A 20,057-nucleotide genomic window follows, 5' to 3' on the forward strand; every position below is an offset into this window, starting at 1 on the left:
TGCGGGACACGACGGGGTGGGGACCGACCCCGTGACCGGCGAGCCGGCCTGGACGGACCCGGCCACGACCCTCCCGGCCGACCCGGACGCACAGATCGACGGGAGCACGGCGGCGGCCGTCGACGGCGACGTCGACTGGGACGCGCTCCGCGAGGCCGCCACCACCGCGATGGGCCGCGCCTACGTGCCGTACTCGTCCTTCCCGGTGGGTGCCGCGGCACTCACCGACGACGGCCGGATCGTGTCCGGCTGCAACGTCGAGAACGCCTCGTACGGTGTGACCCTCTGCGCCGAGTGCTCGCTCGTGTCGCAGCTCTTCATGACCGGCGGCGGCAAGCTCGTCGCGTTCACCTGCGTGGACGGCGACGGGGCGACCCTCATGCCGTGCGGCCGCTGCCGGCAACTGCTGTTCGAACACTCGGCCGAGGGCATGCTCCTCGAGACCGTCTCGGGCATCCGCACCATCGACGAGGTCCTGCCGGACGCCTTCGGCCCCCGGACCCTCGTCACCTACCAGCAGGAGCACTGACCATGGCAGTCGAGCCCTTCGACACCGTCGACCTCATCCGCACGAAGCGCTCGCACGGCGCCCTCTCCACGCCGGAGATCGACTGGCTGGTCGACGCCTACACCCGCGGCTACGTCGGGGACGAGCAGATGGCCGCGTTCGCGATGGCGGTCTTCCTGAACGGCATGGAGCGTCGGGAGATCAAGGACCTCACCCTCGCGATGATCGCGTCGGGGGAGCGGATGTCGTTCGGCTCGCTCGGCAAGACCACGGTCGACAAGCACTCCACCGGCGGCGTCGGGGACAAGATCACGCTGCCGCTCGCGCCCCTCGTCGCCACGTTCGGCGTCGCGGTGCCGCAGCTGTCCGGGCGCGGCCTCGGGCACACCGGCGGCACGCTCGACAAGCTCGAGTCGATCCCCGGCTGGCAGGCCGCGATCTCCAACGAGCGCATGACGGAGATCCTCGACCAGGTCGGCGCCGTCATCTGCGCCGCCGGCTCGGGCCTGGCCCCGGCCGACAAGAAGCTCTACGCCCTGCGGGACATCACCGGCACGGTCGAGTGCATCCCGCTCATCGCGTCGAGCATCATGTCGAAGAAGATCGCCGAGGGCACCGCGGCGCTCGTCCTCGACGTGAAGTTCGGCTCCGGCGCCTTCATGGAGGACTTCGAGCAGTCGAAGCTCCTCGCACAGACGATGGTCGACCTCGGCAAGGACGCGGGCGTCGCCACCTCGGCGCTCCTCACCGACATGGAGGTCCCGCTCGGCCTGACGATCGGCAACGCCCTCGAGGTCCGCGAGTCCGTCGAGGTCCTCGCCGGTGGCGGCCCCGCGGACGTCGTCGAGCTCACGGTCGCGCTGGCGGCCGAGATGCTGCGTCTGGCAGGGCAGCCCGACGCCGACCCCGCGGCGGCACTGGCCGACGGCCGCGCGATGGACACGTGGCGCCGGATGATCGAGGCCCAGGGCGGCGACGCCTCGGCCGCGCTGCCGGTCGCCGCGGAGACGCACGTCGTCACCGCGACCGAGTCCGGTGTCCTCGCCACGCAGGAGGCCCTGCCCTTCGGCATCGCGGCCTGGCGCCTCGGTGCCGGTCGTGCCCGCGCCCAGGACCCGGTGCAGGCCGGTGCCGGCATCGAGCTGCACGTCAAGCCGGGCGACACCGTCACGGCCGGCCAGCCCCTGTGGACGCTGCACACCGACGAGCCCGCGCGGTTCGAGCGGGCGCTCGAGTCGCTCGAGGGCGCCTGGTCCATCGGGGACTCCGCGCCGGAGCGCGGTCCGATCGTGCGCGAGCGGATCCAGTAGCGACGCGACCAGCAGCCGGACGGGAGGCCCGCCACACGTGCTGTGGCGGGCCTCCCGTCCGTCTCGTCCACCGTGGGGACGCGGTGGTCCGTCGTCCACGGTCCCGTGGGTCCGCGACTGCGGTGGCGCGTCCGCGACCGGTAGCCTTGGACGCATGAGCGACGCCGCCACGACCTACCGCCTGCCCGACGCCGGAGCGGTCATCAACGACCTGCCGAAGGTCTCGCTGCACGACCACCTGGACGGCGGACTCCGTCCGGCGACCGTCATCGAGCTCGCGGCGACCGACGGGGTCGACATCCCGACCACGGACCCGGCCGAACTCGCCACCTGGTTCGCGGACCAGTCGAACTCGGGCTCCCTGGTCGAGTACCTGAAGACCTTCGACGTGACCACCGCCGTCATGCAGACCGCCGCCGGGCTCACCCGCGTCGCCCGCGAGTTCGTCGAGGACCTCGTCGCGGACGGCGTCGTCTACGGGGAGATCCGCTGGGCCCCCGAGCAGCACCTGCAGCGGGGGCTCACCCTCGACGAGACGGTGGAGGCCGTGCAAGCCGGCATCGAGGAGGCGGTCGATGCCGCCGGCGGGTCGATCCGCATCGGGCAGCTCGTCACGGCGATGCGGCACGCCGACCGGTCGATGGAGATCGCCGAACTCGCCGTGCGTCACCGCGACCGCGGCGTCGTCGGCTTCGACATCGCCGGGGCCGAGGCGGGCTTCCCGGCCTCGAACCACCGGGCGGCGTTCGAGTACCTCGCCTCCGAGCTCTTCCCCGTGACGGTGCACGCTGGCGAGGCCGACGGCCTCGCCTCCATCCGGTCGGCGCTCGTCGACGGTCGCGCCCTCCGCCTCGGGCACGGCGTGCGCGTGTTCGAGGACGTCACCCTGACCGACGGCGGTGACGGGTCCATGCTCGCCACGCTCGGCGAGGTCGCATCCTGGGTGCGGGACCGCGAGATCCCGCTCGAGGTCTCCCCGTCGTCGAACCTGCAGACCGGTGCGGTCGCCGCGTGGGGCGACGACCTGGCCGACCACCCGATCGACGTCCTGTACCAGCTCGGCTTCCGCGTCACGGTGAACACCGACAACCGCCTGATGAGCAACACCTCGCTGTCGAAGGAGCTGGCGCTGCTCGCCGGCACGTTCGGCTACGACCTCGACGACCTCGCCGCGTTCCAGATCAACGCGGCGCTCGGGTCGTTCCTGCCGCTCGAGGACCGCGAGGAGATCATCGCCGCGATCACCGCCGGGTACGCGGAGGCCTGATCCGATGGGGCTGCCGCCACTGCCGGACCCGGCCGTCGTGCTCGGGGCGTCCGCGTCCTCGTGGCGGGACGCGCTGCGGGCGGTCGGCGGCGCCCTCGTCGCATCGGGAGCGACCACCGAGGCGTACACCGACGCCATGACCGCCATGGTCGAGGAGCACGGGCCGTACATCGTCATCTCGCCGGGGCTCGCGTTCGCGCACGCCCGGCCGGGGTCGAGCGTCCTGCGGGACGGCCTGGCGGTCGTCACGCTGGCGTCGCCGGTGGTGTTCGGGCACCCGCACAACGACCCGGTGTCGGTCGTGCTCGGGCTCGCCGTCGCGGAGGTCGGCACACACCTCGAGTCGATCGGCGCGATCGCCAACCTGTTCAACGACCCCTCGGTCACCGGGCGGCTCGCTGCCGCCGCCACGGCCGACGAGGTCCGGGCCATCATGGGAGTGACGACGGCATGAAGATCGTGACCATCTGCGGTGCCGGCATCGGCGCGAGCGCCATCCTCAAGGTCAACGCGGAGAAGGCGCTCGCCTCGCTCGGACTCACGGCCGAGGTGGTCGCGGCGGACGTCGCCTCCGTGCGGCAGGTCGCCGACGACGCCAACGTCATCCTGACGAGCCAGGAGTTCGTCGAGACCATCGGGACGACGTACGCCGAGGTCATCGTGATCCGGAACCACTTCGACCAGAGCGAGATCACGGCGGCTGTGGACAGGGCACTCGGATAGGGGTCGGGCCGGTACGATCGGCGCATGGTCAGCACCGACAACCCCCTGAACGACCCCGCCGTGGACCCCTTCGACGTGGCCCGCGACGCCGCAGCCGTCATCGCGTCCCGGTCCGGCATCGAGCGGCACGACGTCGCCCTGACGCTCGGCTCCGGCTGGGGGAAGGCCGCCGACCTCCTCGGAGAGACCGTGTCCGAGATCCCCGCGGCGGACGTCCCCGGCTTCAGCGCCTCGGCCGTGCCCGGACACTCCGGCACCGTCCGCTCCATCCGGCTCGCCGACGGCCGGCACGCGCTCGTCATCGGCGCCCGCACGCACTACTACGAGGGCCACGGCGTCCGTCGGGTCGTGCACAGTGTCCGCACCGCTGCCGCGACGGGTGCCTCGGTCATGGTGCTCACCAACGGCGCCGGTGGCATCAAGGAGACCTGGACGCCCGGCACGCCGGTCCTCATCAGCGACCACATCAACCTCACCGCCGACAGCCCGCTCGAGGGCGCGACGTTCATCGACCTGACGGACCTGTACTCGGCCCGTCTCCGCGCGGTGGCGAAGTCGATCGACCCCTCTCTCGACGAGGGCGTCTACACGCAGTTCCGCGGGCCGCACTACGAGACCCCGGCCGAGGTCCAGATGGCCAAGGCGATCGGCGGCCACATCGTGGGCATGTCGACCGCGCTCGAGGCCATCGCCGCCCGGCAGGCCGGCATGGAGGTCCTCGGCTTCTCGCTCATCACGAACCTCGCCGCGGGCATCCAGAAGACCCCGCTGTCGCACACCGAGGTGCTCGAGGCGGGCAAGCAGGCCGAGCCCGTGATCGCGGACCTGCTCGCCCGCGTGGTGGCCGCACTGTGACCCCCTACGACGGCCCGAGCGACGGCGCCCTCGCGGACGGCGACCTCGTCGACGGCGGCGATGTGGTCGACGGCGGTGCGCCCGACGTGCTGGCCGCCGCCCGGGCGTGGATCGAACAGGACCCCGACCAGGAGACCCGCGCGGAACTGCAGGAGCTCGTCGACGCGGCGGACACGGACGAACTGACAGCACGGTTCGCCGGTCGGCTGCAGTTCGGGACCGCCGGTCTCCGCGCCGAACTCGGTGCCGGTCCGCTGCGGATGAACCGAGTCGTCGTCACGCAGGCGGCCGCCGGTCTCGCCCGCTTCCTCATCGACTCCGGTCGTGACCGCAGCGTCGTGATCGGGTACGACGGTCGCGTCAACTCGGACGTCTTCGCTCGGGACTCCGCCGAGGTCATGCGCGGCCTCGGGCTCGACGTCACGCTGCTCCCGAGCGCGCTGCCGACGCCGCTCGTCGCGTTCGCCGTCCGGCACCTCGACGTCGGGGCAGGTGTCATGGTCACGGCCAGCCACAACCCGCCGCGGGACAACGGCTACAAGGTGTACCTCGGCGGTGCGGACGCGGGCTCGCAGATCGTGCCGCCGGTCGACGCCGAGATCGCCGCCGCGATCGACGTCGTCGCAGCGGGGGACATCCGGTCGCTCGACCGGGCGACGGACTACACCGTCGCGGACCAGACCCTCGTGCAGGCGTACGTCGACGCCACGGCCGCGACCGTGCCGGCCCCGCTCCTCGCGGTCGAGGCGCAGCCCTCCGTCGTCTACACGGCCATGCACGGCGTCGGGTGGGAGACGGCCCGGGCCGTGTTCACGCGTGCCGGCTTCCGTGAGCCCGCGGTGGTGCCCGAGCAGATCGAGCCGGACGGGGCGTTCCCGACGGTGTCCTTCCCGAACCCGGAGGAGCCGGGCGCGATGGACCTGTCGATCGCGCGCGGTGTCGAACTCGGAGCGGACCTCGTCATCGCCAACGACCCGGACGCCGACCGCCTGGCGCTCGCGATCCCCGACGGTGCCGGCTCCTACCGTCGACTCTCCGGCAACGAGGTCGGCTGGCTCCTCGGCTGGCGTGCCGCGGCCCGTGCTGCCGCCGCCGGCTCGACCGGGGTCCTCGCCGCATCGATCGTCAGCTCGCCGGCGCTGTCCCGCGTCGCCGAACAGCACGGCCTCGGGTACCGCGACACCCTCACCGGGTTCAAGTGGGTCTCCCGCGTCCCCGACCTGCTGTTCGGTTACGAGGAAGCGCTGGGGTACCTCGTCGACCCGCAGGTCGTGCGCGACAAGGACGGCATCTCCGCCGCACTCGAACTGCTGTCGCTCGCGACCGAACTCGCTGCCGACGGGAGGACCATCGCCGACCAGCTCGACGCGTTCGCCGAGCGGTTCGGGGCGTTCTCCTCCGGGCAGGTCTCGACCCGCGTCGACGACCTGTCGCGCATCGGGGAGATCATGGCCTCCCTGCGATCGTCCACGCCGACGGAACTCGGCGGCATCACGATCACCTCGGTGACCGACTTCCTGGACGGCGTCGAGGGCTTCCCGCCGTCCGACATCCTGCGCTTCGACCTGGAGGGCGGGGCGCGGGTCATCGTCCGCCCGAGCGGCACGGAGCCCAAGGTGAAGGTCTACATCGACACCGTCGCGGCCACGTCGGCCGAGGCCGGCGCCATGACCGACCGCCTGGCGGCGGCGGTCCGCCCCCTCGTGTCGTAGCGCGCGCCGCGCCGCGCACGCGCACGGTGCGGGTGAACCGGCACGCGGCGCACGCGCACAACGAGAACCCGCTCGAACCACTGGATCCGATGGTCCGAGCGGGTTCTCGTTGTGTCGGTGCGACCGGAACCGGGCTCGTCCTCCACGACGGGCGGCTTCCACGCTGGTGTCCACAGGTGGGTGGAGTCGATCGTCGCCGGACGGGCAGCGCACGAGGCTGCAGGGATGCAACGACTCCACATCATCAGGGGTGGCACTGCCGACCCCACCGGTCGACGAGGAGCCGACCTCGTCGCGGCTGCCGACCGAGGCGTCCTCGTCCGGCTCGCTCCCGGCAGGTACGTCGAGGCCGAGCGGTGGCGAGCGGCCGACGCCCGGACCCGTCACCTCGCCCGGATCGACGCGATCGACGACCGGATCGCGCAGCGGCTCGTCGTGTCCCACGTCTCGGCCGTCGCTCTGCACGGACTGCCCTGGAGCGGGGAACTGCCCGAGGTGGTCGACGTCATCGACCCGCACCGCGAGACCGCCCAGTCGCTCCGACTGCTGCGGAAGCACCCCGGGAAGGGGCGGGCGACACGCGTCGTCCGGACCCCGTCCGGTCGGGCGGTCACGGACCTGCTGACCACGGTCGTGGACATCGCGCTGACGCAGGAGCTCCGGCGCTCCGTCCCCGTGCTCGACGTCGCGTTGCAACGTGGCACAGACCGCGCGGCGCTCCAAGCGGAACTCAGCTCCCGGTCCGCTGTCCACGGCCGGGACCGTGCGCGGTTCGCGATCGCGTTCGCGGACCAGCGCACTGGATCGGTGGGGGAGTCGATCGCCCGGGTGGCGCTGGACGAGGTCGGGGCACCACGGCCGCGACTCCAGGTCGACTTCCAGGACCGAGCGGGTTTCGTCGCGCGGGTCGACTTCTGGTTCCCCGACCAGGGCGTCGTCCTCGAGTTCGACGGCGCGGCGAAGTACCGGGACCCGGCGCTGCGCGCTGCCGGCCTCACCGCCGAGGACGTCCTCGTCCAGGAGAAGCGTCGCGAGGACCGACTCCGACTCGTCCCGGAGGTGCGGCGGGTCGGGCGGTTCGGCTGGGCGGAGACGCAGGACACGAGCCTGCTGCGGGCACTGCTCGTGGGCCTCGGCCTCCCGCTGGAGGAGCGACGGTTCCGGACGATCCGGTGAACGACGGCAGCGGCACCGCGGGGTCCCAGCGCGGATCGGCGCCGCACAACGAAGACCGCCCCGAACCACGGATGGCCGTGGTTCGGGGCGGTTCGTGTTGTGCGGGTCCGATCGGCACCGCGGGGCACGCCGCGGTGCGCAGGACGCCGCGCGGGCCGCGAGAGCCCGCGCTACGCGAGCTCGAGCAGGACGTGCCCGGAGGAGACCGTCTGGCCCACGGGGGCGTTCAGCCCCGTGACGACGCCGTCCTTGTGCGCCTGGACGGGCTGCTCCATCTTCATGGCCTCGAGGACGACGAGCAGGTCGCCCTTGACGACGGTGTCGCCCTCGGCGACCGCGAGCTTCACGACGGTGGCCTGCATCGGCGACGCGACCGAGGAGCCCGACGCCGCGCGTCCACCCTTGACGGCCGAGGACCGGCGCTTGGGCGGCGCGGAGGGGCCGGACGGACGACGGGCGCCACCGGAGCCACCGACGATCGACGGCATCGTGACCTCGATGCGCTTGCCCTGCACCTCGACGACCACGCTGTCACGCTCGCCGGGGACCGGGAGCTCCTCGGGTTCACCGCTCCAGGCCGGGATCTCGTTGACGAAGTCGGTCTCGATCCACTGCGTGTAGATCGAGAACGGCGTGGCGTCGTCGGTCGCGAAGGCCGGGTCGCTGACGACCGCGCGGTGGAACGGGATGACGGTGGGGAGCCCGGCGACCTCGAACTCGGCGAGGGCGCGTCGGGAGCGCTCGAGGGCCTCGGCGCGGGTGGCGCCGGTCACGATGAGCTTCGCGAGCATCGAGTCGAACGAGCCGGAGACGACGTCGCCCGACACCACGCCGGAGTCGACCCGGACGCCGGGGCCCGACGGGGCGTTGAAGACGTGCACCGGACCCGGCGCGGGGAAGAAGTTGCGGCCCGGGTCCTCCCCGTTGATGCGGAACTCGAACGAGTGCCCGCGCGGGGTCGGGTCGGCGTAGTCGAGCGTGCCGCCCTCGGCGATGCGGAACTGCTCGCGGACGAGGTCGATGCCGGTGACCTCCTCGGACACGCAGTGCTCGACCTGGAGACGGGTGTTCACCTCGAGGAACGACACGGTGCCGTCGGCGCCGATGAGGAACTCGCACGTGCCCGCGCCGACGTAGCCGACCTCGCGGAGGATCGCCTTCGACGACGCGTACAGCCGCTCCTGCTGGGAGTCCGTCAGGTACGGCGCCGGGGCCTCCTCGACGAGCTTCTGGTGCCGGCGCTGGAGGGAGCAGTCACGCGTCGACACGACGACGACGTTGCCGTGCTCGTCGGCGAGGCACTGGGTCTCGACGTGGCGCGGCTTGTCGAGGTACTTCTCGACGAAGCACTCGCCGCGACCGAACGCGGCGATGGCCTCGCGCGTCGCGGACTCGAAGAGCTCCTCGACGGAGGCGCGGTCGCGCACGACCTTGAGGCCTCGACCACCGCCACCGAAGGCGGCCTTGATCGCCACGGGCAGGCCGACCTGGTCGACGAAGTCGAAGACCTCGGACACGTCCTGCACCGGCTCGATGGTGCCGGGGGCGAGCGGCGCCCCGACCTTCTCGGCCACGTGCCGCGCGGAGACCTTGTCGCCGAGGCGCTCGATCGACTCGGGCGACGGGCCGATCCAGGTGAGTCCGGCGTCGATGACGGCCCGGGCGAAGTCGGCGTTCTCGGCGAGGAAGCCGTAGCCCGGGTGGACGGCGTCGGCACCGGAGCGGCGGGCGACCGAGATGATCTTCTCGATGACCAGGTAGGTGTCGGCGCTCGTGGTGCCGTTCAGCGCGTAGGCCTCGTCGGCGAGGCGTGCGTGCAGGGCGTCACGGTCCTGGTCGGCGTAGACCGCGACCGAGGCCTTGCCCGCGTCGCGGGCCGCGCGGATGATGCGGACGGCGATCTCGCCGCGGTTCGCGATGAGGACCTTGCTGATGCGGGGCATGGAACATCAGCGTATTCGTGTGCCGAGGTCGTGTTTTGACCGGCATCCACAAGAAACCCCTCGGGATGCAGGTGGATGTCTACAGCGCCCAGAGGTCGTGCCAGGCGAGCCCGAAGCCCCGGAGGAGCATCGACCGGAGCACGGGGAGCGAGAGTCCGACGACCGCGGACGGTGTCCCGTCGATCCGCGTGATGTAGGCGGCCGCCCGGCCGTCGATCGTGAAGGCCCCGGCCACCTCGAGGGGCTCGCCCGTGGCGACGTAGGCGTCGATCTCCGCCGGGGACATGTCGTCGGCGAAGGTGAGGACGGCGCTGTCGACCGCGACCACGCGGTCGCCGTCGACGACGAGTGCCGACCCGCCGGCCGCGACGGCGCCCAGCGACGGGACCGCGTCGGTCGACGCCGACGTCCCGGACCCGGTCCGCGCCGGTGCTGCGGATCGGACGGGAGGCTCGTCATCCGCCCGCCCCGCGCCTCCCGGCCCCGACACGGCCGGTCCGCTGCCGGTCCGCCGGTCGATGACGCAGTGGCCGCTCCACAGCGTCCCGCCACCGGCGGCGAGCATCTGTCGCCAGCGCTCCCGGGCGACCTCCGGGTCGTGCGGCTTGCCGTACAGCTGCCCGTCGACCTCGAACGCCGAGTCGCCGCCGAAGACGATGCCGTCGAGCGGAGCGCCGCCGTCGACCGCCACCGAGCCGTCGGCGACCGCGGTGGCCTTGGCGACCGCGAGCAGCGCCACGAGCTCCGGCCCGGTGAGGTCCCGCCCGAGCCGCTCCCGTTCCGCGGCGCCCACCGCGTCCTCGTCGACGCCCGGCGACACGAGCACCGGCTCGATCCCGGACTGCGCCAGGAGCGCACGACGGGCGGGGGAGGTGCTCGCGAGGTACAGACGCATGGGAACATCGAACCATGGGTGAATCCGTCGGCACACTGCTCGAACTCGACGTCACCGGGATCGCCCACGGCGGCATCTCGGTGGCACGGCACGAGGGACGCGTGGTGTTCGTCACGGACGCGGTCCCCGGGGAGCGGGTCGTCGCCCGCGTGACCGAGGACCGGAAGAAGTCGTTCTGGCGCGCCGACACGGTCGAGGTCCTCGAGCCGAGCGAGCACCGTGTCGACCACGTCTGGCCGGAGGCGGCCCTGGACCGTGACCCCGCCGTCCGCCCGGGCGGCGCCGAGTTCGGGCACATCGCCCTGGCACACCAGCGGACCCTGAAGCGGGACGTCCTCGTCGACTCGTTCTCGCGGTTCGGCCGGATCGACCTCGAAGACCTGCTCGGCACGCCCGTCGTCGTGGAGTCGGCGCCCGGCGACGACGAGTCGGACGGCCTCGGGTGGCGCACCCGCATCCGGCTGCACGTCGACGCCGACGGCACGCCCGGCCCCTTCGCTGCGCGGTCGCACACCGTCGTCCCGGTCACCTCGCTGCCGCTCGCGACCACCGCCGTGCAGGCGTCCGCACCGATCGCCCGCGGCTCGATGCCGGGGGCGGAGGTCGTCGACGTCCTCAGCCCGAGCGGCTCCGAGGGAGCCCGGCTCGTGGTCGACGCCCAGCGTCCGACCGTCGTGCACGAGGTCGTCGGCGACCGGACCTTCGCCGTGGACGACACCGGCTTCTGGCAGGTGCACCGGGCGGCGCCCGCCGTCCTCACCGCCGCCGTGCACGACCTGGTCGACCCCGCGCGCCTGGACCCGGAGGGCCAGCACCTCGACCTGTACGGCGGCGTCGGCCTCCTCGCCGCCGCGCTCGCCGACCTCGCCGGGCCGCGTGCCCGGGTCACGAGCGTCGAGAGCGCGACCCGGGCGACGGAGCACGCGCAGGAGAACCTCGCCGAGTGGATCGGTGCCCGTGCCGAGACCGGCCGGGTCGACCGCTGGTTGGCCCGCACGGTCGAGCACGCCTCGCGTCCGGAGCGCGACCGCCTCCGCGCCGGCACCGTGGTGCTCGACCCGCCCCGGGCCGGTGCCGGTCGGGACGTCGTGGTGTCCGTCGCGGCGCTGCAGCCGGCCCAGGTCGTCTACGTCGCCTGCGACCCGGTCGCACTGGCACGGGACGTGGCCACCTTCGCCGACCTCGGCTACCGACTGGAGGCCCTGCGCGCCTTCGACCTCTTCCCGCACACCCACCACCTGGAGGCCGTGGCCCGTCTGGTGCCGGTCGCCTGAGCCGGTCGGCGCATCCGCCCCGGCACTTCCGTCGCGGGGTACGAAGCTGACCCTGACCTGGGTATCCTTGGTGTCTGGACGGCCGTCGGGACAGGGCCCGGTGCGTCGTCACAACGAGAGGCAACCGTGGGAGACACCACCAGCACATCGACCGGCACGACAGGGACTGCCGGTCTCGGGACACGACCGGTCCGGGTCGCCGTCGTGGACGACCACGAGTCGGTCCGACTGGGCATCCAGGCCGCCTGCCAGAACGAGGGGTTCGAGGTGGTCCTCACCGCCGCGAGCGTCCCGGAGTACATCGCACAGCTCGGCGGACGCGAGGTCGACGTCGTCGTCCTCGACCTGTCGCTCGGTGACGGCTCGACGGTGACCGAGAACGTCAAGGGCGTGCAGGGCACCGGCTCCGCCGTCCTCGTGCACAGCATCGCCGACCGCGTCGCGAACGTGCGTGAGGCACTGGCGGCAGGGGCCGCCGGCGTCATCCCGAAGTCCTCCGCGACGAAGACCGTGATGGCGGCCGTGGCGACCGTCGCTCGTGGCGACGTCCTCAACAACCTCGAGTGGGCGAGCGCGATCGACGCCGACCGGGACTTCGCGAAGGCGCAGCTCGGCCGACGTGAGCGGGAGATCCTGCACCTGTACGCATCGGGGTTGCCGCTCAAGCTCGCGGCCCAGCAGCTCGGCATCGGGTACTCGACCGCGCGGGAGTACCTCGACCGCATCCGCGTGAAGTACGTCGAGGTCGGTCGTCCGGCCCCGACCAAGGTCGACCTGCTCCGTCGTGCGGTGGAGGACGGGATCCTGCCGGGGCTCGACTCCGGCATCGACCCCGACGGCGATGGCCGCTGACGACGTCTGCGCCCGGCGGTCCTCGTGACGGCCGAGGCGGTCGTCACGTCGACGTCCACCATGGCGGACCCGTCCCGGTCCGTGCGCGCCACGATCACGCAGGCGTCCCTGGACCGGGCGTTCACGATCCTCATGGCGATCGCGGCGATCGGGTTCGGCGCGGTGAACACACCATCGCTGTTCAAGCAGCTGCCGTTGCTCGATGCGTTCTGGGCGCCGGCGACGACCATCGTGGTCGGGCTGTCGCTCCTGGCGGTCGGCGCGTCGGCGTTCGCGCAGCGGTGGGCGCAGCCCGCGCAGATCCTCTGCGCGCTGCTGTTCTTCGTCGCGCTGGTGACCTTCCCGCTGACCGTCCGTGAACCGCTCTCGGCGGCCGAGATCCCGTGGCCGTGGTGGCTCTGCAACGTCGGCACCATCGCCGCGTCCCTCAGCTTCGCCACCTGGCGGGCGGCGGTCTACAACGCGCTCGTCCCGATCGTGTACATCGTGCTGCGGTTGTCGCCGGCGGGTGGGGCGGTCGGCCTCCAGCGCGCGCTGCTCGACGGCGTGTACACCGCCGTCCTCGGCACCGCGGCGCTCGTGCTCATCGTGGTGCTGCGTCGGGCCGCCGCGGCCGTGGACGTCGCCCAGGCGACCGCGGTGCGCCGCTACTCGCGGGCGATCCGCGAGCACGCCACCGAGGTCGAGCGCGTCCAGGTCGACGCGATCGTGCACGACAGCGTGCTCACGACCCTGCTGTCCGCAGCCCGGGCGGACACGCCCGAGGCGAAGACGCTCGCGGCCCGGATGGCACGCAACGCGATCGACCACCTCGCCGCCGCGGCCGCGGACGGTCCGGGGGAGGACCCGGCGGTGCCGTTCTCCGCGCTCCGGGACCGGATCGTCACCTCGGTGACCACGCTCGCCGCTCCCGTCGAGGTGCGCAGCGTCCCGTCCGACGGACCCGCCGTGCCGACCTCCGCCGCCGACGCCCTCGCGTCCGCTGCACTGCAGGCAGCCGTGAACAGCGTCCAGCACGCGGGGACGGACGTGCACCGGTGGGTGACGATCGACGCCGCGGACGGGAGCATCCGGGTCGAGGTGGCCGACGACGGTGCCGGGTTCGACCAGCGGGCGGTCCCCGCCGCGCGACTCGGCGTCCGGCGGTCGATCATCGAACGGATGGCGGCCGCTGACGGCGTCGCCGAGGTGCTGTCGGCGCCGGGGTGCGGCACGCGTGTCGTGCTCCGGTGGCCCGCGCCGCAGCCGGCCCTCGGGACGGAGGGCCTCCGGTGAGGGCGTCGGTCACGGCCGGCAGCGCGACCGGGCTCGCCGCGTTGTTCTCGCTCGTGCACCTGGTGCTCGCCGCGTCCACGCTGCCCACCGACCCCGCCGGCGCTGCCCGTGTGGTGTCGTGCATGGTCCTCTACGCCGCGGCCACCGCACTCGCGCTTTTCGTGCGCGGTCCGGTGCTGCCGGTGTGGGTCGCGTGCTTCGCGCTCGCCACCGCGATCGTCATGCCCGTCGTCTGTGCGCCGGCGGTCGACCTCAGCGTCGCGCCGACCTACTCGACGTGGTGGATCGCGGCGGTCGGCACGCTCATGGTCGTGCTCGCCGTCCGGCAGCGTGGCCCGTTCGCCTGGGCCGGGGTGCTGTTCTGCACCGTGCACTCGGTCGCGTGGGCCGGGCCCGGTGCGCTCGGCGAGCTCGGCGCACTCGGCAGCGTCATCTGGCTGTCGGTCGCGACCGGGTTCGCGATCGCGATGAACCACGCCAACCGGATCACCCGCGACTTCGTCCGGGCCGAGCAGGAGACGGTCGACTGGCAGGCGGCGCAGGACGCGCACGTGTCGGAGCGGCAGGTGCGCCTCGGGCAGACCACCCGGATGGCGCTGCCGATGCTGCAGCGCATCATCGACACCTGCGGCGACCTCGACGCGGCCGAGCGCGCGGAGAGCCTGCACCTCGAGCAGGCGATCCGGGACGAGATCCGTGGACGCTCCCTGCTGTCCGACGACGTCCGGGGCGAGGTGATGCGCCTCCGTCGCCGGGGCGCGGTCGTCCAGCTGCACGACGACGGCGGTCTCGACGACCTCGACGCGACCGAGCTGGCGCGCGTGCACGCCGAACTCGCGGACGCACTGCGGCGTGCGTTCGCTGCCCAGGCGGACAACGTGATCGTGCGGACCGTCCCGGACGGCGCCGACGAAGCCGTGACGGTGGTCGGGCTGCGTCTCGACGCGGCGGAGAGCGAGTCGGCGGCCCTGGGCGCGGCGGACGAGGACGACGACGAGGACGACGACTCGGTGGCGCTCTGGCTGGAGATCCCGCGGGCGGCGCCGGCGACCGCGAGCGGCGCGTAGCCGTACCGCCGCGGGCTCGTGTCGGCACTGCCGCAGGTGCGGGGCCGCACTACCGCGGGCGCAGCACTGCCGCAGGCGCGCCCGCACTGCTGCACGGGGTGCCGGAAACGGGAACGGGCCGGTCGGAGCTACCGACCGGCCCGTTCGCGACCCGAGGCAGAGCGACAACCCGAATATCGCCCTGACTCGTCACGGTGGTGGCTTCGTACCCTAGTCGGCCACCGACCGCCGATGCACTTCATCGAAGAACACCGAACAGGGACAATCCTGCCCGCACCGCCGCGGGGTGTCAGTCGTCATTTCGGGGGACAATCGCGCGGATCTGCGCGGATCGGCGCCCCACACGTCCCCCGAGTGAGGGGAGACGGAACGGTGTGTCGCCGCCGGTGACCCCGACGCGACGCCCACCTGGGCAACAGCTGTCGACCGGCTGCGCTCGGGGTACACGCGGGTCAGCGGAGTGACCGACTCCACGTGCCCCGGTGCAGAGGGACGCGCATGCCCCGGGCGGAGGCGTCCCACCCTGACCGCGGCAAGTCCTCGGCATGAGCGCGCCCGGCGGCCGCGGCCTCGTCGGCCTGGCGTTGCAGCACCGCGATGACGGCGGCGAGCTCCTCCGGCGTCGGGTCACCTGCGACGACCCGGACGTCCGCGACCGACGCGGGGGCGTCAGCGGGGACGGCGGCAGCGTGACGCGGGGTCACAGCGGGATGTTCCCGTGCTTCTTCGGCGGCAGGCTCGCGCGCTTGCCGCGCAACGCCCGGAGCGCCTTGATGACCGAGACCCGGGTGGCGTGCGGCTGGATGATGCCGTCGAGCTCACCGCGCTCGGCAGCCAGGTACGGCGACGCGACGTTGTAGGTGTACTCGTTCGCGAGCTTGGTCCGGACCGCGGCGACGTCCTCACCGGCCTCCTCGGCCCGCTTGATCTCGCTGCGGTACAGGATGTTCACCGCGCCCTGACCGCCCATGACGGCGATCTCGGCGGTCGGCCACGCGAGGTTGATGTCGGCACCGAGCTGCTTCGAGCCCATGACGATGTAGGCGCCGCCGTAGGCCTTGCGGGTGATGACCGTGACGAGCGGCACGGTCGCCTCGGCGTACGCGTAGAGCAGCTTCGCGCCACGGCGGATCACGCCGGTCCACTCCTGGTCGGTGCCGGGCAGGTAGCCGGGCACGTCGACGAGGGTGAGGATCGGGATCCCGAACGCGTCGCAGAAGCGGACGAAGCGCGCGGCCTTCTCGCCGGCGTCGATGTTCAGCGTGCCGGCCATGGCCTGGGGCTGGTTCGCGATGATGCCGACGGTACGACCCTCGACGCGGCCGAAGCCGATCATGATGTTCGGCGCGAAGAGGGGCTGCACCTCGAGGAACTCGCCGTCGTCGACGACGTGCTCGATGATCGTGGTGACGTCGTAGGGCTGGTTCGTCGAGTCGGGGATGACGACGTCGAGCTCGCGGTCGGCGTCGGTCGTCTCGAGTTCCGGTGCGACGTCGTAGCTCGGCGGGTCCGACAGGTTGTTGTCCGGCAGGAAGCCGATGAGCGACCGCGCGTAGTCGAGCGCGTCGGTCTCGTCCTCGGCCAGGTAGTGCGCGACACCGGAGACGGCGTTGTGCGTCTGGGCACCGCCGAGCTCCTCGAAGCCGACGTCCTCGCCGGTGACGGTCTTGATGACGTCCGGCCCGGTGACGAACATGTGGCTCGTCTTGTCGACCATGATCACGAAGTCGGTGAGGGCGGGGGAGTAGACCGCTCCGCCGGCCGCCGGCCCCATCACGATGGAGATCTGCGGGATGACCCCGGAGGCCGCGGTGTTGAGCCGGAAGATCTCGCCGTACTTGCCGAGCGCGACCACACCCTCCTGGATGCGGGCGCCGCCGGAGTCGAGGATGCCGATGATCGGCACGCCGGTCTTCAGGGCGTGCTCCATCACCTTGACGATCTTCTCGCCGGCGACCTCGCCGAGGGAGCCGCCGAAGACGGTGAAGTCCTGCGCGTAGACCGCGACCTGACGGCCGTGGATCGTGCCGTGTCCGGTGACGACAGCGTCCCCGTAGGGGCGCTTCGACTCCATCCCGAACGCGAAGGTGCGGTGGCGGACGAACTCGTCGAGCTCGACGAAGGAGTTCTCGTCGAGGAGCTGCGCGATGCGCTCCCTGGCGGTCATCTTGCCCTTGGCGTGCTGCTTCGCGATCGCGGCCTCGCCGGCGGCGGTCACGGCTTCGTGGTACCGGTCGCGGAGGTCGGCCAGGCGGCCGGCGGTCGTCGAGAGATCGGGGGTGTCTCCTGTGGTCACCCGCTCACCCTACCGGCGGTCCCGACCGCACCCGTTGGAGGACCCCCACGGTTCCGCGCCGTAGGTTTGCGTGCATGTCCACACCGGTCGCGCCCTCGTTCCCCCGTGCCCGTGCCCTCGTCGAAGCGGCCGGAGCGACGTTCGTGGTGCACGCGACGACGGGTTCGACGAACGCCGACCTGCTCCGTGACGCACCGGGCCTCGCGGACGGCAGTGTCGTCGTCACGCTCGACCAGACCGCGGGGCGGGGCCGACTCGACCGCTCCTGGGTGGCACCGGCGGGGCAGACCCTCGCCGCCAGCGTGCTCGTGCGGGCGGGACTCGAACCCCGCGACCGCGGGTGGTTGCCGCTCGTGGCCGGCGCCGCGGTGCGGGACGCGGTCGCCGGGGTCCTCGCCGCCCGGGCACCGGAGCAGGGGCAGCCGGACGAGCCGGGGCGGTCGACCGGGCAGCGGGTCCTGGTGAAGTGGCCGAACGACGTCCTCGTCGACGGCCGCAAGGTGTCCGGCGTCCTCTGCCAGGTGGCGTCCGACGGGTCCGTCGTCGTCGGCGTCGGCGTGAACACGACGATCCCGGTGGAGGCCCTGCCCACCCCGACGGCGACCTCCCTGCTGGTCGCCGGCGCGACCGAGCCGGCCGCAGTGCTCGCCGACACGGTCCTGGCGGACCTCTGGACGGGCCTCCAGGACGCGGTGTCGGGGCTCGCCGCCGGCGGGGCGGCGGCCGAGGCGGTCCGCTCCCACGTGCGGGCGGTCTGCGGGACCGTCGGCCAGCGCGTGCGGCTCGAGTTGCCCGACGGCTCGACGGTCGAAGCGGACGCCACCGGTGTCGACGACGATGGGCGCATCACGATCCGGGACCGGAGCGGCGTGCCCAGGGGCGTCGCGGTGGGGGACGTCACCCACCTGCGCTATGCATGACGGCATGACCGACGAACCGCCGCCCGAGCTGGTCGTGGCGCGGCTCCGACCGCACGCCCGACGGCTCGTCCGTCCGGCGGTGACGGTGGTGCTCGCAGCCGCCGCCGGCGGGTTCGGCTTCGGGGTGTTCCGGGCCGAGCTGGCCTGGCTGAACGTGGTGGTCGCCGTGGTGGCCCTCGCGCTCGTCGTGCTCGGCGGGGTCGTCCCGCTCCTGCGCTGGCTGTCGCAGCGGTACGTCGTCACCACGAGGCGACTCGTCGTCGTGCAGGGTCTCGGGACACGCACGAGACGCGAGCTCCTGCACTCCCGCGGGTACGACGTGACCGTGCGACGCCGTGGTGCGCAGGGCCTGTTCCGGTCCGGGGACGTGCTCGTGTTCCCGGGGGACGACCCCGCGCTCGTGCTCGCCGACGTCCCGCACGCCGACCTCGTGGTCGCGGTGCTGCACGACCTCGTCGAGGCGCACGAAGCCCGTCGTCGGCACCGGGAACCGGACTGGGACGACATCGTCAGGGGCACCGCACCGCGCGACGCGTGAGTGCTCCGTGGGTCGGGTGGCCGGCCGCGCGGACCACCGTCACGTGGATCGGCCCGGGAACCGGTAGCGTCGTGGCGTGCGTATCTCTGTCATCGGCTGCGGCTACCTCGGTGCCGTGCATGCCGCCTCCATGGCCAAGCTCGGACACGACGTCGTCGCCGTCGACGTCGACCCGGAGAAGATCGAACGACTCGCCGCCGGTGAGGCACCGTTCTTCGAGCCGGGACTGCCCGAGATCCTCGGCGAAGCGATCGCGTCCGGGCGCATCCGGTTCACCACCGACATGGCCGAGGTGGCCGGGGCACAGGTGCACTTCCTCGCCGTCGGCACCCCGCAGGGCCCGACCGGCGCCGCCGACCTCCGCTACGTGGACGCGGCGATGGCCTCGCTCACGCCGTTCGTCTCCGCCGGCGAGTTCGTCGTCGGCAAGTCCACGGTGCCCGTCGGCACGGCCGCCCGACTCGGCGCCGACCTGACCGCGGCCGTCCCCGGTGCCACGCTCGTCTGGAACCCCGAGTTCCTCCGCGAGGGCTTCGCCGTGCAGGACACCATCACGCCGGACCGCTTCGTGTACGGCGTCCCGGAGGGCGAGGACGGCCAGCGCGCGGTCGCCGCGCTCGACGAGGTCTACGCCACGGCCCTCGCCGACGGCACCCCGCGCCTGGTCGTCGACCTGGCGACCGCGGAGCTCGTGAAGATCAGCGCGAACGCGTTCCTCGCGACGAAGATCTCCTTCATCAACTCGATGGCCGAGATCGCCGAGGTCGTCGGCGCGGACGTCACGGCGCTCGCCGACGCCATCGGACACGACGCCCGCATCGGCCGCAAGTTCCTGAACGCCGGCCTCGGCTTCGGCGGTGGGTGCCTGCCGAAGGACATCCGTGCGTTCCAGGCCCGGGCCGACGAGCTCGGGGTCGGCGAGTCGCTGGCGTTCCTGGCCGACGTCGACGCCACGAACCTCCGTCGTCGCGCGCACGTCGTCGAGCTCGCGCAGGAGCTGCTCGGCGGTGCCGTCGCGGGCAAGCGGATCGCGGTCCTCGGCCTCGCGTTCAAGCCGAACTCCGACGACGTCCGCGACTCGCCCGCCCTCGACATCGCCGCACGCCTGCGCGACCTCGGGGCGACGGTCGCCTCGTACGACCCGGAGGCCGTGGTCACCGCACGCCGCGTGCACCCCGAGCTCGACTACGCCGAGACCGCCACGGACGCCCTCACCGGTGCCGACCTGGTGCTCGTGCTGACCGAGTGGAACGAGTTCCGCGAACTCGACCCGACGGCGGTGGCGGCCCTCGTGTCCTCGCCGGTCGTCGTCGACGGTCGGAACTGCCTGGACCGCGAGGCCTGGCGCGCCGCCGGCTTCACCTACCGCGGCATGGGGCGCTGACCGCAGCACCGGTCACCGGCTGCGGGACCACCGTCGGGTGGGCCTGCAGCCGAGGACGTCCG

General features: G+C 72.7%; 19 protein-coding genes. 15 read left to right on the plus strand and 4 right to left on the minus strand.

The window, feature by feature from the left end:
- Positions 1-94: 94 nt before the first annotated feature.
- From DEJ32_RS05460 to DEJ32_RS05495, 8 genes are all read left to right on the plus strand, one after another.
- The gene (locus DEJ32_RS05460) at positions 95-529 is read left to right on the plus strand and encodes a cytidine deaminase (protein ID WP_258365952.1); all 435 of its coding nucleotides are present in this window, start codon (positions 95-97) and stop codon (positions 527-529) included.
- A 2-nt stretch (positions 530-531) separates the two neighbouring features.
- Positions 532-1,818: a thymidine phosphorylase gene (locus DEJ32_RS05465; RefSeq protein ID WP_110889964.1), complete on the plus strand. Its 1,287-nt coding sequence runs from the start codon at positions 532-534 to the stop codon at positions 1,816-1,818.
- A 154-nt stretch (positions 1,819-1,972) separates the two neighbouring features.
- The gene (locus tag DEJ32_RS05470) at positions 1,973-3,085 is read left to right on the plus strand and encodes an adenosine deaminase (protein WP_110900561.1); all 1,113 of its coding nucleotides are present in this window, start codon (positions 1,973-1,975) and stop codon (positions 3,083-3,085) included.
- A gap of 4 nt (positions 3,086-3,089) precedes the next feature.
- Positions 3,090-3,539 (plus strand): PTS sugar transporter subunit IIA, encoded by a 450-nt coding sequence (locus DEJ32_RS05475; RefSeq protein ID WP_110900562.1) that lies wholly within the window; start codon positions 3,090-3,092, stop codon positions 3,537-3,539.
- Entirely contained in the window at positions 3,536-3,808 is a 273-nt protein-coding gene (locus DEJ32_RS05480) for a PTS sugar transporter subunit IIB (RefSeq protein ID WP_110824547.1), read from the plus strand. The genes DEJ32_RS05475 and DEJ32_RS05480 overlap by 4 nt, the downstream gene beginning before the upstream one ends.
- Before the next feature lie 24 nt (positions 3,809-3,832).
- Positions 3,833-4,663: a purine-nucleoside phosphorylase gene (locus tag DEJ32_RS05485; protein ID WP_110900563.1), complete on the plus strand. Its 831-nt coding sequence runs from the start codon at positions 3,833-3,835 to the stop codon at positions 4,661-4,663.
- Positions 4,664-4,725: 62 nt separating this feature from the next.
- The gene (locus DEJ32_RS05490) at positions 4,726-6,375 is read left to right on the plus strand and encodes a phospho-sugar mutase (RefSeq protein WP_110900631.1); all 1,650 of its coding nucleotides are present in this window, start codon (positions 4,726-4,728) and stop codon (positions 6,373-6,375) included.
- 225 nt (positions 6,376-6,600) lie between these two features.
- Positions 6,601-7,551: a hypothetical protein gene (locus DEJ32_RS05495; protein ID WP_146234082.1), complete on the plus strand. Its 951-nt coding sequence runs from the start codon at positions 6,601-6,603 to the stop codon at positions 7,549-7,551.
- Positions 7,552-7,721: 170 nt separating this feature from the next.
- Here the strand turns inward: DEJ32_RS05495 and DEJ32_RS05500 are convergent, their stop codons facing one another.
- Positions 7,722-9,494: a biotin carboxylase N-terminal domain-containing protein gene (locus DEJ32_RS05500; protein ID WP_110824544.1), complete on the minus strand. Its 1,773-nt coding sequence runs from the start codon at positions 9,492-9,494 to the stop codon at positions 7,722-7,724.
- A 79-nt stretch (positions 9,495-9,573) separates the two neighbouring features.
- Positions 9,574-10,389 (minus strand): nucleoside triphosphate pyrophosphatase, encoded by an 816-nt coding sequence (locus DEJ32_RS05505; protein WP_110900564.1) that lies wholly within the window; start codon positions 10,387-10,389, stop codon positions 9,574-9,576.
- 14 nt (positions 10,390-10,403) lie between these two features.
- Here DEJ32_RS05505 and DEJ32_RS05510 point away from each other — a divergent pair, with 14 nt between their 5' ends.
- The 4 genes from DEJ32_RS05510 (at position 10,404) to DEJ32_RS05525 (ending at position 14,857) form a co-directional block, all read left to right on the plus strand.
- Positions 10,404-11,663 carry a class I SAM-dependent RNA methyltransferase gene (locus DEJ32_RS05510; RefSeq protein WP_110900565.1) on the plus strand — a complete coding sequence of 420 codons (1,260 nt, stop codon included), beginning with the start codon at positions 10,404-10,406 and terminating at the stop codon, positions 11,661-11,663.
- 126 nt (positions 11,664-11,789) lie between these two features.
- Complete coding sequence (locus DEJ32_RS05515; protein ID WP_181419566.1) at positions 11,790-12,515, plus strand: response regulator transcription factor; 726 nt, start codon at positions 11,790-11,792, stop codon at positions 12,513-12,515.
- Positions 12,516-12,539: 24 nt separating this feature from the next.
- Complete coding sequence (locus tag DEJ32_RS05520; RefSeq protein WP_110900566.1) at positions 12,540-13,790, plus strand: sensor histidine kinase; 1,251 nt, start codon at positions 12,540-12,542, stop codon at positions 13,788-13,790.
- Entirely contained in the window at positions 13,787-14,857 is a 1,071-nt protein-coding gene (locus DEJ32_RS05525) for a hypothetical protein (RefSeq protein WP_110900567.1), read from the plus strand. Before DEJ32_RS05520 ends, DEJ32_RS05525 begins: the two co-directional genes overlap by 4 nt.
- 452 nt (positions 14,858-15,309) lie before the next feature.
- On the opposite strand, the gene DEJ32_RS05530 is transcribed toward DEJ32_RS05525, so the two are convergent.
- Complete coding sequence (locus tag DEJ32_RS05530) at positions 15,310-15,561, minus strand: acyl-CoA carboxylase subunit epsilon (RefSeq protein ID WP_110900568.1); 252 nt, start codon at positions 15,559-15,561, stop codon at positions 15,310-15,312.
- The gene (locus tag DEJ32_RS05535; RefSeq protein ID WP_110824537.1) at positions 15,558-17,153 is read right to left on the minus strand and encodes an acyl-CoA carboxylase subunit beta; all 1,596 of its coding nucleotides are present in this window, start codon (positions 17,151-17,153) and stop codon (positions 15,558-15,560) included. Before DEJ32_RS05535 ends, DEJ32_RS05530 begins: the two co-directional genes overlap by 4 nt.
- 74 nt (positions 17,154-17,227) lie before the next feature.
- On the opposite strand from DEJ32_RS05535, the gene DEJ32_RS05540 reads away from it, so the two are divergent.
- From DEJ32_RS05540 to DEJ32_RS05550, 3 genes are all read left to right on the plus strand, one after another.
- Positions 17,228-18,073 carry a biotin--[acetyl-CoA-carboxylase] ligase gene (locus DEJ32_RS05540; protein ID WP_110900569.1) on the plus strand — a complete coding sequence of 282 codons (846 nt, stop codon included), beginning with the start codon at positions 17,228-17,230 and terminating at the stop codon, positions 18,071-18,073.
- A 4-nt stretch (positions 18,074-18,077) separates the two neighbouring features.
- Complete coding sequence (locus DEJ32_RS05545; protein ID WP_110889952.1) at positions 18,078-18,611, plus strand: PH domain-containing protein; 534 nt, start codon at positions 18,078-18,080, stop codon at positions 18,609-18,611.
- Between the two features lie 76 nt (positions 18,612-18,687).
- Complete coding sequence (locus tag DEJ32_RS05550) at positions 18,688-19,995, plus strand: UDP-glucose/GDP-mannose dehydrogenase family protein (protein WP_110900570.1); 1,308 nt, start codon at positions 18,688-18,690, stop codon at positions 19,993-19,995.
- Positions 19,996-20,057: the final 62 nt, after the last annotated feature.

Source organism: Curtobacterium sp. MCPF17_046 (assembly GCF_003224295.1).
Classification (GTDB): Bacteria; Actinomycetota; Actinomycetes; order Actinomycetales; family Microbacteriaceae; genus Curtobacterium.